The following is a 14754-nucleotide window of genomic DNA, read 5'->3' as shown; positions in this document are numbered from 1 at the left end:
AGAAGACTGCTGGAAAGATTCTTTTTACTCTTCTTCATTGCTCCATTATAGCAAACTATGAAAAATTAGAATCCAAAATATCCACATTAGTTTGTTTCCCGCCTATTCTTAAGCTTATAAATTACATATCCGATCACACAGATAAGGAGATATATTTGTATAAGATAATCTATTATACGCGCGCCAATAACAACGGACATCGCAGGGCCTGGTTGCATATACTTAGCGGCGAATATGACCGTCAATATGATTCCTGATACGACTACTAAAATTACTTTGGTTTTATTCGGTTTCAAGAAAAGCCAAAAATTTCCTTTCCTGATGAGGTGATACATAAATCCTACAACGCCCAGTAGTATGAGTATTAGTATAACAAGGTGAAAAATAGGTAATTGACCAATATAGGTAGGAAGTTGGTGTATATTGGTCAAAAGAAAATACGTAAAGTGCGAGTAGTTAATCGACCTACTAAAATTTCCATCCGGATAACAGTACTCACGAGTATTTCCTTCTGAAATGATCAACCAATCACCTTTTCGTTCGTACTCATTAAAGAAGCACTCAAGAAGTCTATTTTTGTCTTTCTGAAGTTCCCTTTCCTTGCTCGGTTCATATGGAGTAACTGTGAAGCTTGCCCCTCTTCCCACTCTTGCCCATCCTTCAAATGTTTGCAGTAAAACTGGTTTGATGTCGGAAATATCATCTTGAATCAACACCTTCAACGCTTCTACTAACGCGTCTTCGCGAAAGGGAACGTCTTTGTACCTTATGCTATAGGGATCAGGTTGAATTCGTATACGATTGTTTTCGCGCGATACACTTCCTCTAGTAAGAATAGAGAACTCATCTTCTTTGTCGTGAGCTCGTTTTATAGAAAAATCACCCGTTTGATCTTCCTCAAGAACAAAGAAACAATTTTGATCCAAACAAGTTCTTTTCAGTGTAAAAAGATTATCATTTAACTCGGCTTCTATGGTGACCATTGGTGGTGGATCACTTGTTGCTCTTACATTTTGAGGAGCTATGAAAAAGAGCAGGGCAAAAGCAGCAAGTCCAATTGCCAGATAGCTTATAACGTGTCTTTTGATACCGTTCCTCATTTTGGTTTTTAAGGCTTAAGGGCCCTTACTTTTTTCTATGGCTGTGAAGGATAATACACAAGCGACTGAGCTATATAATCCACCGTCTCTCTAATCTCTTCCTTGGCTCCCTCACCTCTCGTAGTCGGAGAGGTATGCATATATCCAAAGTTGATGATGTAAGGAGGTTGTGAAGATGAAATGCTTGGATCGGTCTTTTTATGTATTAGAGCAAAAAGATCATCGCCGAAGTAGCCATCTTCGCCGCCGGACATTCTATAAATATTATGCCCGGTAGAAACATCGGGCGCAGATTCGCCGGTCAGAGCAAAAGATAATGGATCTTGTGTGGTAGCACCCACAGCAACCGCTTCACATTTTTCGTAATTATAGACATTGTGCACACTTCTTGTGTTTTGGTGAACTGGTCGCTCAGCATTTGTATACCAGACATCGGCGAGATAATCATAAGCAACAAGGGAGTAACTTCCCGACATAAATGACTCTGACGAGAGTTCGTAAATAGATATAGTTACGCTTACCTCGTCACCGTTACTTAAAGGAAATGTGACTTCATAATCCCATGATGAATGATCAATTGGCTCAATAGTGCTCTCTGGTGGCAAAAGCACCGAGCCTGAGAACGCATACCTTGCGTATGACGACGCATCCTCATCGATCACTACACGATCCCAACCCTCAACGGCTGAGGGCGTGATAAAGGCAATGGGTTCATCCTCCATTGGACACAGAGACGTTGTGTCTGTGTTGTTTGCGGTATCTTTCTGTTCGTCCGTCTCTTCACTGACGACCTCCTGGTCTGAGCTGTGATTTTGATCATTGGTTTGACTGTTAGTGAGTACCAAAACCACGAGAAACGCCAAACCTATCACCGTAGTCCAGAGAGTACTTTTTTGCATATTTCCCATCTTAGCACAGATATATCTCTTCTGGTCATAAAACCAAATACCAAAAGTGGAAAACTGAATAAGTCGAAAAAGAAGGTGTCAACCTGGCAACTTGACCCCTTTACAGCTCAAAGCAAATATTTCGAAAACCAAAACCGCTAAATACCAATGATATTTAGCGGGCTTTTTGTTTTGCTTTTGTTTGTGGTCACAGATAATTGACAGCTCGCCAGCTGTCAATTTCCGCGACCCCGGCTCGCCCTTTCAGCGTGCTCGCTGAAAGATGGCTCCGCCTTCCGCAACTAAAAAACAGCACGCAGGTGCTGTTTTTCTTAACGCTGTGGACCCTACCAGACTCGAACTGGTGACCTCCTCAGTGCAAATGAGGCGCTCTACCAACTAAGCTAAGGGCCCGACACGTTAGAATTCTACCTTATTATATTTCTAACGCAAGATTGACGCACGATCAAACAGATACAATTTGATCTGCTTTTAACTTTCAGTAAACTCTTGTTTCTTCCCGCACCAAGGGCAATACCAGTCGTCTCTATCATCAGGTGGATCACCAATAGACCACCATTTTTCACAATTATAACAAAGAAAATGAACCAGTCTTTCTTCTGCTTTTTTGCCTATATTTTTCTCTTCTTTCATGAGACTACTTATTCAGAGCAAGATATATCAAATGTTCGATGAAGGAATGGTGATCAATGCCGAGAACCTCCAACGACTTTGGAAAATGAGAAGTTTCCGTTAATCCAGGAAGGCTATTAACTTCTAGAATATAGATGTCATCAGGAGCAACTATAAAATCAGAACGAGAATAGTGCCGTAAACCGAGTGCATTGTGAGCGTTGCGCGCCAAGTCTTGCAGGATCCTTTTTTCTTCTTCGGAAAAATTACCCGGATATATACCTTTAGACTCTCCGGTATATTTATCTTCGTAATCATAGACCTCTTTAGTAGGAGCGATTTCAACCGGTAAGAGCGAATACAACTCTTCGTTTCGAAAATCTTCTAGTACGCCTACAGTTGCTTCACGTCCGGAAATAAATTCTTCTATCAATACTTTTCTAGAATGCTCCAAAGCAAAAGTAACAGCCTCGCGAAGATGATCATAGCTTGATATTAGTGATACCCCAACTGACGAACCACCGGAAGCTGGCTTAACTATCATTGGCAAAGGAAATTCTTTTGAGATCTTCTCTACTGCACCGTCTACATCATCCGTCTGCGGATCTAAAACAATATGCAGAGGAGAGCGGATTCCTTCTCGCTCGAACATCTCTTTGCTTATGTGTTTATTCATCCCCAGAGCCGAAGAAATGGAATCTGATCCGGTATAAGGAACTCCGTGCCTTTCCAAAAGCGCCTGCACTTTTCCGTCCTCACCATATTCTCCATGTAGTGCCACAAAAGCCACATCAATATGTAATACGACGTTCTTTGGATCAACCTCTATACCCTTAAGGTGCCAGGCTCCGTTGCGTGAAATTAGAATGTCAACCGGCTCAAACACCTCAGAGAGTTTTCGCAGCTGATCTAAAACATATTGCCCGGTCCGCAGAGATACCTCATATTCGTTCGAAGGACCTCCGCGCAAAACTCCAACTCGTATCTTTTCATGACTCATAGTGTCATTATACACGAGCACTAATTTATGACCTGTGCACTAGTAGATTTAATTATATAAATCCTTTCTTGCGGCGTTCTTTCTGGAAGGCTATAGCAAATCTGTGAGCTTCGCTGTTCGCAAGAAGTATCTCAGCGTTGTATTTTTCGATCACCTTTTTGTCTGATCCAATGATCTCCCGCGGACGATGTTTTTCATCCTTTACTACTGAAACGACTTTTATCCGCTCTTTTTTATCGTTTTCGAGATTACCGACAACCCTCTTAGCCACGTTGAGCTGAGCACGTCCTCCGTCAGTTACGAGAACGTCAGGGGTTTGCCACTCATCATGCTTAAAGCGTCTTTCCAATATCTCTTCTAGGGCACCCGTATCTCCAGATTTAGAATTGCGGATCTTAAAACGACGATAATCGCTTTTTTTGCTATAACCGTCTTCCACTACCACCATAACCCCGATTGTTTCAGACCCGCCAAAATGCGATACGTCATATCCCTCAATTCGAACCGCCGATTTATCTTTCGCGTATTTGCTATCTATGTCTTCCTCTCTTGAAATGAGCGCCGTATCGTTGATGTGGTCAAGGGCAAAAAGAGTACGTTTTATACTTTCAGCTTTTTCAAAATTCTCCGATCTTGCAGCTTTTTTCATATCACGCTCCAAAGATCTGATAAGTGCTTTTTTCCGCCCCTCAAAGAAAAGTTTAATATGCTGTATGTTTCGCGCGTATTCCTTTTTATCGACTTCCCCAACGCACACGCCCGGACAAAGCCCGATTTGGGCGTTAAAGCACTTTCGTGCTTTGTCTTTCTGTTTTTCTGTAAGCTCAACAAACGGTGTGCACTTATCACGAAACGGAAATAGTTTCCGTACTATTTTGAGCGCCCTTCGCAAATTTGAGCCGGAAGTAAAAGGCCCGAACTGATATTTGATGTCTTCTTCACCAAACCGTTCCGGCAGAGTACGCGCGCGTTCTATTAGAACCCTGGGAAATTTTTCGTTCGTTATAACTACAAAATTCCAGCTCTTGTTGTCTTTGTCGCGACTATTGTATTCCGGCTGATGTTTTTTTATTAAATTGGCTTCAAGGATTAGCGCCTCTAACACAGAATCAGTCTCTACATAAGTTACCTTTTCTGCCTCTCCTACCATCTTGTTAATTAATGGACCGCGAGTATCCAAAAGATCACCGGAAAGATAGCTCTTCACCCTGTCACGAAGACTAGTAGCTTTACCTATGTAAAGGATTTCACTTTTTGCGCCATGAAAAAAATACACCCCGGGAGATTCAGGAAGCTTGGCAATACTTTTAATTAATTTTTTAGAAATTGACATAGCAACTATTTTAACATAGTGTCAACACCAGAAAAGAAAGGAGGCTTGCGGTGACAAACACAGCGGTGCCTTGCCCGGTTTGTAAAAAGCCCCTGACTCAAGCTTGGCGACTTGAAGAAAACAGACCGTGGAAACCCAATGTACGGAAGTGCAGACGATGCGAGATCAAGGTGTACGAATGGATCGTCTTTTCTTATGGACCGGACGATCAAAAGAACTTAATGCCTCTTAACTCGTTTGAGTTTGAGCATGCCGTTAAGGAACTGGAGAAGTTTGAAGAGTTTTCCAAAGAAGGCTCGCTTGTCGTTACCGAAAGTACCTACCACGATTTCAAGTCCTTCTGGAAACTTGATGGATTAGACCTGATACTTTTCCTTTACGAACACTACACGAAGCACCAAACAAAAGCCTTCAACTAGACCGACGAATTGTCGGTCTTTATTTTTTCTTCTTTAGCGCTTTCGCTAGATATTGTCCGGTATACGATTCTTGCACGCGCGCCACATCTTCTGGCGTACCCTTGGCTACTATCTTACCTCCTGCCTCACCCCCTTCTGGACCGATATCAATAATATAATCAGAAGATTTAATAATATCCATATTGTGCTCGATCACCACTACCGTGTTCCCTCTGTCGACTAGTCTCTGAAGGATCTCGATCAACTTCTCTACGTCCTCATAGTGAAGCCCGATCGTAGGTTCATCTAAAAGATAAACTGTTTTTTCAGTGTGCCGTCGATACAATTCAGAGGCAATTTTTACGCGTTGAGCTTCTCCTCCGGAAAGAGTTGTAGCTGACTGGCCAATTTTTAAGTAGCCCAGACCCACATCATCAAGAGTTTTGAAACGGTCAAATATAGCCGGAATATCTTCAAAAAACGCCAGCCCTTCCTCTACTGTCATTTCAAGGACTTCATAAATATTCTTCTTCTTGTATTTAACTTCAAGAGTTTCCTTTGTAAAACGCTTCCCGTCACAAACGTCACACTTAACATGAACAGTCGGCAGGAAGTGCATCTCGATAGCGATTTCGCCCATTCCCTGACACGCCTCGCACCGTCCGCTGTTTTTAACATTGAAACTAAATCTGCCCGGCTTCCAGCCCCGCGCCTGCGCCTCCGTGGTAGCGGCAAAAAGATCGCGAATGTGACCGAAAGCACCAGTGTAGGTAGCGGGGTTGGATCTGCTTGTCCTACCGATAGCAGATTGATCTATAAGTACCGCCCGGCCGGCATATTCAGTACCTAAAAACTCTTTGGCGTTATATACCTTATTGATCCTCTTGCGTTTGTTGAAGCGAGCTTCTAAGTTTTTATGCAAAATGTCATAAACAAAAGAAGATTTTCCTGACCCCGACACACCGGTTACCATTACCAATTTACCTAATGGCAGATTTACATTGAGATTCTTTATGTTGTGAATATTGCCACCTCGGATCTTTATGTCTCCTTTGTTTTGATTTCGGCGACGTTTCGGTGTTGGGATCTCTTTTTCTTTGCGCAGGTACGCAAGAGTAGAAGAATCGTGATCAGAATCGCCGCTTATAAGTTCATCTATATACCCCGAAGCTACAATTTTTCCGCCATGCACACCTGCCTTTGGCCCGATATCAACCAGATAATCAGCAGAGAATATAGTATCTTCATCATGCTCTACTACGATTATGGTGTTGCCGAGGTCGCGAAGCCGCAAAAGAGTTTGTACCAACCTATCGTTGTCCCTCGCGTGCAAACCGATCGTTGGCTCGTCGAGAACATATAACGCTCCCACAAGTCCCGAACCCAGCTGAGAAGCTAGTCTTATTCTCTGTGCCTCTCCACCGCTGAGAGTTTTGGCGCGACGATTCAACGTCAGATACTCTATCCCGACATTTTCCATAAACTTCAAGCGTAGTTCAATTTCGCGCAGTATTGGTTTGGCTATTTCCGCTTCTTTTTCAGTCAGATCCAAGTTGGACACATATTCTATGGCAGAATCAATCGATAGTTTTGTTACGTCTACTATATTGGATTTTTTGGGTTCAGTTTTGGAGAATACAAAAACATTCAATGCTTCTTCGCGCAATCTGGTACCGTCGCATTGCTCGCACGGCTCGTCACTGCCATAAAATTTTGTCCCCAAACCATTACAGACCTCACAAGCGCCATAGGGAGAATTAAAGGAAAATAATCTGGGCTCTACCTCAGGATACGAATAACCATCGTGCGGACAAGAAAATTGTGAGGAATAAATACGATCCGACATTATCGGAGTCTTTTCGCTCCCATAAACGACATGCACCAAGGAGCCGGATTCCTCGAGCGATCTTTCAATTGATTCCGACAATCTTTCATCGGCGGACTTGAAGTCATCCTTAAAATCTTGAACTTCTATTCTGTCCACCAAAACAGAAATATCGTGAGTTTTATTTTTCTCCAAAACTATCCTCTCGCGCAATTTTTTTCTATTTCCGTCAATAATTACTTCCTCGAATCCTTCAGATAAAAGATCATATAACAGTTGGTAGTACTCACCCTTTCGTCCACGAACTACCGGCGAAAAAATTTCAACATATTGAGCATCTTCTTCTTTTTTTACACCCTCGAATATGAATTCTTTGATCTCTTCGAGCGAAAGTTTTTGAATTTCTCGCCCACATACTAAACAATGCGGTCTGCCTATGCGCGCGAACAGCACTCTTAGATAGTCATAAATTTCAGTGATAGTTGCTACGGTAGAGCGTGGATTTCTGGATTGCGCCTTTTGATCAATAGAAATAGCCGGAGATAGGCCAGTTATTTCGTCTACATCCGGCTTTTGAAATTGCTGTAAAAACTGCCGCGCGTAACTAGAGAGACTTTCCACGTAGCGACGCTGTCCTTCCGCAAAGATCGTATCAAACGCGAGAGAAGACTTTCCGGATCCTGATACTCCCGTAAAAACAACCATCTTTTCACGCGGAAAAGAGACATCAATATTTTTTAAATTATGCGTGCGAGCTCCACGTACAGAGATCCACTTCTCTGCGTTCACTCTACTATTAGAAGATCTTTTAGCCATAAAGGCCTTAGAGTATTACGATTGCTCTCCGCTTGCAACCTCTCGAACCTTTTCAACTATAGCATCCAGAGAATTATTTGCTTTCACCAAGAAATCTACAGCGCCTAATGATTTACCTTTTTCAATATCTTCTGTTTGACCGAAGTTGGAAAGTATCACTACCGGAATATCTTTAGTGCCTTCATCGGCTTTAAGTTTTTCTAGCACTTCAAAACCACTCATTCCCGGCAATAGTATATCTAGAAGAATAATATCTGGCTTTTCAGAGTCCGCCAGCTCCAAAGCATCTTCCCCGGTTGCTGCATAGGATACATCAAATTCATCATCTGAGAGCTTGCCAGCCAAAAGCTCCTTAAGAAACAGATCGTCCTCAACTGCTAATACCTTTTTTTTATCGTTTGCCTCTGCCATTGTTTTTTTATTTATTGTATAAAGGAATTGTAAAATAAAATGTGGTGCCCTTTCCCATCTGGCTTTCAAACCAAATAGTGCCACCATGCTTTTCCACTATTCTTTTCGCTGTATGAAGCCCCAGGCCGTTTCCGTCAGTTTCAACTCTTTTTGCGTTCTCTGCTCGGAAGAATTTTGTGAATATATTTTCGGATTCACTTTCTGAAATTCCTATCCCCTCATCGGAAACTGAGACAACCATATTGTTATCTTTGACCTCAGCTTTAACTGTAATATTACCTTCCTCTATTGTATATTTGAGTGCGTTTTCAATCAAGTTCTGCATTACCACCGTAAGTTGTTCTTGGTCCGCTTGGACATACGGCAAATTCTCACCTTCGTTTTTATAAACTAGCTCTATGCTCTTTTCCCGAGCCTGTATTGAAACCTCGGAAAATATCTTTTCTATGACCTTACTAATGCTCACCGGAGCAAAAACATAATCAACGTTCAAAGACTCCATAGCGTCCACATCCAAGAAGTTATTTACGATCTTGAGAATTCGCTGCGTAGATTCAAAGCCGTTTTCGGCGATCTTCTTTAGATCAGGAGCCATTTTTTCATCATCGCTTGATAGCAAAATTTCGAAAGCCCATTTGATAGCGGAAAGCGGAGTCCTCATCTGGTGCGTAGCTACTGAAATGAACTCTATCTTTAGATTATCGAGAGCTCTTTCCTTAGAAATATCGTGAAGAATTACAAGCCGACCCGTTTCTTTGTTTTTGTCATTTTTGACAGTCACCGTTGTAACCTCAACTATAAAATCTTCAGAAAAATTTAAAGTTTCTCTATCTAATTCATTTTCCGGAGAGATCATTGACCTCAGCTTCTCAAAACGCTCAGAGTCAGTGGGTTCAGATATGTTCGTACCTTCAACGTCTTCATTATGCAGTTTGAGCATTGCTTTAGCTTGCGGGTTGAGCATTTCTATATTTCCGTCTTTGTCGGTATAGATAAGTCCGTCGGTCAAGTTTGTAACCAGTGAACTTGTCTTATTCCTTTCTTCTTCAACTACCGCGAACGCTTCCATTATCTCTCTCTGAGAACGTTCCAATTCTTTTGTTCTTTCCTCTAGATCTTGCGTCCTTTCATTAACCTTTTCTTCTAGTTCATTTTGTAGGCGCTTTAGCTCGGTTATATTATTAATTCCCAAAAAGAAACCAATAAAATTACCTTCACGATCCGAACGCGTAGAAGCAGTAACACTAACAATGATCTCTTTACCCTCTTTTTTAACCAGAACAGCTTCAACGCTTTCCGCAAAACTGTCACCTTCTTTTAGGTGTGACAAAAAAGAATCAATTTTTTCCGATTCCTTAAAAAACCTAGTGACTTTCTCTCCGGTACCTTCAATGGCAGAGTAACCGGTCATTTTCTCAAAGGCAGAGTTTACGTCTATAAGTATACCCACGGGGTTCACGGTACAAACCGCCAGGGGCAAGAAGGCGTTATATTCGCGCAGATAGGTCTCGAGATCTTCGAGGTCTTCCTGCATTCGTTCTATTTCTTTATCTTCAGCCATATTTTATATTTACCAACTTATTTTATATTCGGAACTCTCTTCTCCCTGATAGATCGAACGCCGTACTTCCACTACAACATTGTCTGAGCCCGTAACTAACTCAACGATACCACCGAAATATCCTTTGTGATAATACTCGTTTATTGGATGCACATTGTATTCCTCGATTTTAAATATAATATACGAACCTTCATCAGAATACTCCACAGGCACAAGATCGCCAAAATCGTAATATTTATGCCAAACCTGAGAGCCACGACGTAATGTGACTTTCATTGATACAAAGCGCATTATAACCTTTATAAGCATTGAGCCTCGCGTCGACAATCTGCCCAACTCCTCTAGATCTTTTGGGCCCCAAGAGAAGAGATGAGCGGCGACAAGATATATTACCGGACCATAAGCAGCCGGATACCAGGAGTACGATTGAATTTTAGATAGATCGAAATCAACATCTATTTCATTCAAAAGCTTCTGAATTTTTTCTTGGGAGTCTTTGCCGGACATTGTCTTGATGGCGCCAAGCGAATCAGTCTTCAAAGAAATGCCGCGAACTCTACCATTGTTATTTTCTTGCCATTCCAATGCATTATTAACTTGATCGATCAACTCCTCACGTGTCGAAACGCTTGGAAAAGGAGCAAGGGAATTTCCGTTTTCTTTTTTTTCTAAATTATTACTCATCATTTCCATCTAACATCATAATCTCTACAATTATGCGCGTCTTCCTTGCAAGGTTTTCCTTCAAGCGATTCAAGGTCAGCGATGCCCAATAGCTGAAGTAGTCTTGTAAAAAAACCTTCGAAATACGCTTCCATATAATCAAAAAAGCCGTAGCCCGAAACTCTGAATTTCAAATATTTCTCCGAGCTATTTATTTCCAACGGTTCAAATTTGCCAAAATCATAATGTTTTTTCCAAACCGAAGGACCTTGTTCAAATGTACGTTCTAGTGAAATAAAGCGCATTATAGTTTTTACCAACAAGGAAGAGGTTGGCGCCGCGAATCCCATATCAAATATTTCTTCTTCGGACCAGCCGAAAATTTTCTTTGCCAAAAAGATACCTAAAACAGCTTGTGATTCCGGATACCACTCAAATCCCTTTACGTCTTTATAAGAAAACGGATAGCCCAGTACTGAGAGGGCTTCTTCAAGCGCCTCCAGCCCTTCTTCTCCTTTGCGCTCAAGAATAAACTGCATATCGGTATACAAAGAATTCCCTTTCGTATTACCCGATATGGACATAATTTCATCGGCTATGGGCTTGAGATCTAATATCTCTTCGGTATCCATAGTGCGAAGTATAACACTTATCAACCTTTAGTTTGTGTGTAAAAACCACTTATTTCATTTCCTTTTCCAAAGCATAGATCTCATCGCGCAATATCGCCGCCGTTTCAAAGTCGAGATCTTTAACCGCTTCATCCATGCGGCGTCGTTTTTCCTTTATGAGCGCGCGAGGATTTTTGTTGAATTCTGTTCTGTCCAGCTCAACTAGTTTTTCTACCGCCTTGTCGTGCTCGCTGCGCATGGTCTCTGCGATATCGTGAATGTTCTTTTCTATCGTCTTAGGGGTAATTCCATGTTCTTTGTTGAACGCGAGCTGTATTTCACGGCGCCTATCTGTTTCATCTATAGCTTTTTGCATAGATTCAGTTACTCTATCCGCGTATAAGATAACTCGTCCATTAACATTTCTTGCGGCACGGCCAATTATTTGCAAAAGACTTGTCTGCGAACGCAAAAATCCTTCTTTATCGGCGTCTAATATACCGATAAGGGCAAGCTCGGGAAGATCTAATCCTTCGCGAAGTAGGTTGACGCCGACTAGAACATCAAATTCACCCCTTCGAAAATTAGTAATTGTATCAATCCGGTCGATGGTCTTTATCTCGCTATGAAGATACTCGGACTTCAAGCCGCGTTCTTTCAGGTACTCAGACAGATCTTCGGCCATCTTTTTGGTCAGGGTAGTAGCTATGACCCTTTCACCTTTTTCGATCGCCGCCTCTGCTTCATTTATAAAATCTTTTATCTGCCCGGGGTACTCTTCATCACTGGTACCTGTTACCGCTCTCACATCTATTTTCGGATCTACAAGTCCGGTGGGGCGTATAACTTGCTCGGCAATAGTTGTTGACCTTTCTCTTTCATATGGCCCCGGAGTAGCTGAAACATAAAGCACCGGATTAACTCTTTTTTCAAATTCATCGAATTTCAATGGCCTATTATCTTTAGCGGAAGGTAAGCGAAAACCATACTCAACTAGAGTTTCCTTGCGAGATCTATCTCCTCCGTACATACCTCCGATCTGAGGTATGGTTACGTGACTCTCATCAACCACCGTCATAAAGTCAGGTGTTCCGTCTTCTTTATGGGGGAAATATGAAAGTAGTGTATTCGGCGGCTCTCCTTCGTTGCGCCCGGTGAAATGCCGTGAATAATTTTCAATACCGTTGCAATAACCAATTTCTTTAATTAGCGCTAGATCGTGCTTAGTTCGTCGTTTCAGTCTCTCTATTTCTAAAACCTTGCCCTCCTTTTCCAGATCTTTCACGCGAGTCTTTAGCTCCTCTTCGATTTTAGATATTATTTTATCTAGTTTATCCTTCTCGGTTACAAAGTGTTTGGCCGGAAAAATAAACAATGTTTCCGGAGTTTCTATTATTTCTCTCGTAGTAGCATCGATCTTTTCAATACTAGAAATACTAGAACCCAACAACTTGAAACGATATATAGAGCGTTCGTTTACCGGCATTATTTCCACACTGTTGCCAAGCGCCCTGAAAGTACCGGGAGTTAAGTCAGCATTCGTGCGCGAAAAATACACATCTATTAAATGCCTCACTAATTCTCCGCGTGAGATTTTGGCGCCTATATCAACTCGAAAATTTTTCTTTTCGTATTCTTCTGGAGAACCCAAACCGTAGATACAGGAAACCGAAGCCACGATTATTACATCATTTCGCGTTAACAAGGCCTGCGTTGAAGCGTGGCGCAAACGTTCTATCTCCTCGTTGATCATCGCCTCTTTTTCTATATATGTATCCGAGACAGGCATATACGCCTCAGGCTGATAATAGTCATAATAAGACACGAAGTAATGGACAGCGTTATTGGGAAAGAATTCTCGATATTCTTGGGCAAGTTGTGCGGCCAGTGTCTTGTTGTGCGCTATGACCAGAGTCGGTTTTTGTATCTCCTCAATAACGTTTGCAACAGTAAAAGTTTTACCCGTTCCGGTAGCCCCAAGCAACGTCACGTCTTCTTCTCCACGCCCAAATGCCTCTACTATTTCGTTTATAGCACGCGGTTGATCTCCGGCCGGTTTGTAGTTAGAAACTACCTGAAAGTGTTTTGTCATTACGGATTGATTGTATGCGAAAAATAGGAAGTTTCCAACAGCTAAATGCTTCAATCTATAGATTGAAGCATTTAGAACGGCTAAAATAAGTGTTTTTGGTATATCTACCGCGAATAACTATCTAAAAAGTTTTCTTTGAACTTCCAGTAGGAGTCGTTGTAAATAGAACTTCTAATATCCGCCACAAGCTTTATGATAAAACGAGCATTGTGAATAGTGGCCAAAATTGGACCCAGCATTTCTTTGGAGCGGAAAAGGTGTGAGATATAAGCTCGCGAATAATTCGAGCAGGTATAACAATCACAATCGCTGTCGATACTTGAAAGATCAGAACGAAAAGCATTGTTTTTAATGTTTATTCTCCCTTTATGGGTATACAAAGAACCGTTGCGAGCTTGTCTTGTGGGCGATACGCAGTCAAATGTATCCGCACCATTTTCTATCCCAATAAAAAAATCTTCGGGCTCGCCGATCCCGAGAAGATGGCGCGGCTTCTCTTCTTCTAGATTTTTAGCAGTAATACCGAGAATTTCTGGCAGATCTTCTTTCATATACGATCCGCCGATCCCATAACCATCAAATCCGAGATCTCTGATAGTACGGGCGCTCAAAGTACGCAAATCAGCAAAACTTCCACCTTGTACTATACCCCAAAGCGCTTGATGATCACTGTTCTCTTTAGATCTATGAAATTGAATGCAGCGTTCCGCCCACCTATGAGTACGATCCATAGCTTCGCGCTGATATTCTTTTGTTGAGTCAGCCGGAGGGCATTCATCAAATGCAAAAATTATGTCTGCACCTAAAGAATGTTGTATTTCTATAGAACGCTCCGGTGTTAGATAATGTTTAGCTCCATCTAAGTGCGAGCGAAAACTTACTCCATCTTCTGATACGCGGGCTAGTTGGCCTGATGATTCGGCTTTGTCGCGCTTTAAGCCACCGGAACTATCTAGCTCTTCTCTCGTCATAAATTTATTCAAACCAGTACCAAAAGAACCTCCCAATGACATAACTTGAAAGCCGCCTGAATCCGTAATAGTAGGTCCGTCCCAATTCATAAATTTTCCGATACCTCCCGCTTTTTCCACGATTCTTTCTCCCGGCTCAAGATATAAGTGATAGGTATTAGCTAGAACAACTTGTGCTTCAACATCTTTTATTTGCTCGGCGGTCATCGCTTTAACTGTCCCTTTGGTTCCTACCAACGTAAAAGCCGGAGTTTCTATATTTCCGTGCGGGGTAGAAATAGTACCGACTCGTCCCAAAGTATTGGTTAATTTCTTTTCTACTTTAAATGACATTGCGCTCATTGGAAAATCGTACCACGCGAAGTGTTCCTTTTCCATTTACTCTTTTGACAAAAAAACTCAATAGTTGTATTTTCAAAAAAGAAAGGAGGTGAGAAAGATGCGCAGGGTCGC

General features: G+C 41.9%; 13 protein-coding genes and 1 tRNA gene. 1 reads left to right on the top strand and 13 read right to left on the bottom strand.

Annotated features, from left to right (window positions below; genetic code table 11):
• Positions 1-86 precede the first annotated feature (86 nt).
• From U5L75_01840 to U5L75_01815, 6 genes are all read right to left on the bottom strand, one after another.
• Positions 87-1100, bottom strand: coding sequence for a hypothetical protein (locus tag U5L75_01840; GenBank protein MDZ7726301.1), 1014 nt, complete (start codon positions 1098-1100; stop codon positions 87-89).
• 35 nt (positions 1101-1135) lie between these two features.
• Entirely contained in the window at positions 1136-1999 is an 864-nt protein-coding gene (locus U5L75_01835; GenBank protein MDZ7726300.1) for a hypothetical protein, read from the bottom strand.
• 329 nt (positions 2000-2328) lie between these two features.
• Positions 2329-2401: transfer RNA gene (locus U5L75_01830), tRNA-Ala, on the bottom strand.
• Positions 2402-2479: 78 nt separating this feature from the next.
• On the bottom strand, positions 2480-2641 hold the full coding sequence (locus tag U5L75_01825; protein MDZ7726299.1) for a hypothetical protein: 162 nt from the start codon (positions 2639-2641) through the stop codon (positions 2480-2482).
• 4 nt (positions 2642-2645) lie between these two features.
• On the bottom strand, positions 2646-3620 hold the full coding sequence (locus U5L75_01820) for a D-alanine--D-alanine ligase (protein ID MDZ7726298.1): 975 nt from the start codon (positions 3618-3620) through the stop codon (positions 2646-2648).
• A gap of 52 nt (positions 3621-3672) precedes the next feature.
• A complete protein-coding gene (locus U5L75_01815; GenBank protein MDZ7726297.1) occupies positions 3673-4953 on the bottom strand; it encodes a UvrB/UvrC motif-containing protein in 1281 nt (426 codons plus the stop codon).
• Between the two features lie 50 nt (positions 4954-5003).
• Between U5L75_01815 and U5L75_01810 the strand changes: the two genes are divergently transcribed.
• Positions 5004-5372, top strand: coding sequence for a hypothetical protein (locus U5L75_01810; GenBank protein ID MDZ7726296.1), 369 nt, complete (start codon positions 5004-5006; stop codon positions 5370-5372).
• A gap of 19 nt (positions 5373-5391) precedes the next feature.
• Here U5L75_01810 and uvrA read toward each other — a convergent pair whose 3' ends face one another.
• The 7 genes from uvrA to tgt form a co-directional block, all read right to left on the bottom strand.
• Positions 5392-7992 (bottom strand): excinuclease ABC subunit UvrA, encoded by a 2601-nt coding sequence (gene uvrA, locus U5L75_01805; GenBank protein ID MDZ7726295.1) that lies wholly within the window; start codon positions 7990-7992, stop codon positions 5392-5394.
• Between the two features lie 15 nt (positions 7993-8007).
• Complete coding sequence (locus U5L75_01800) at positions 8008-8403, bottom strand: response regulator (protein MDZ7726294.1); 396 nt, start codon at positions 8401-8403, stop codon at positions 8008-8010.
• A 7-nt stretch (positions 8404-8410) separates the two neighbouring features.
• On the bottom strand, positions 8411-9964 hold the full coding sequence (locus U5L75_01795; GenBank protein ID MDZ7726293.1) for an ATP-binding protein: 1554 nt from the start codon (positions 9962-9964) through the stop codon (positions 8411-8413).
• A 9-nt stretch (positions 9965-9973) separates the two neighbouring features.
• On the bottom strand, positions 9974-10648 hold the full coding sequence (locus tag U5L75_01790) for a hypothetical protein (protein ID MDZ7726292.1): 675 nt from the start codon (positions 10646-10648) through the stop codon (positions 9974-9976).
• Positions 10648-11259, bottom strand: coding sequence for a hypothetical protein (locus tag U5L75_01785; GenBank protein MDZ7726291.1), 612 nt, complete (start codon positions 11257-11259; stop codon positions 10648-10650). Before U5L75_01785 ends, U5L75_01790 begins: the two co-directional genes overlap by 1 nt.
• A gap of 49 nt (positions 11260-11308) precedes the next feature.
• The gene (uvrB, locus tag U5L75_01780) at positions 11309-13330 is read right to left on the bottom strand and encodes an excinuclease ABC subunit UvrB (GenBank protein MDZ7726290.1); all 2022 of its coding nucleotides are present in this window, start codon (positions 13328-13330) and stop codon (positions 11309-11311) included.
• A gap of 104 nt (positions 13331-13434) precedes the next feature.
• On the bottom strand, positions 13435-14679 hold the full coding sequence (gene tgt / locus U5L75_01775) for a tRNA guanosine(34) transglycosylase Tgt (protein ID MDZ7726289.1): 1245 nt from the start codon (positions 14677-14679) through the stop codon (positions 13435-13437).
• Positions 14680-14754: the final 75 nt, after the last annotated feature.

It is taken from the genome of Candidatus Campbellbacteria bacterium (genome assembly GCA_034521025.1).
Classification (GTDB): Bacteria; Patescibacteriota; Minisyncoccia; order Phycocordibacterales; family JAXHMZ01; genus JAXHMZ01.
Note: the sequence above shows the minus strand (reverse complement) of the source record. Positions and strands in the feature narration are given on the sequence as shown.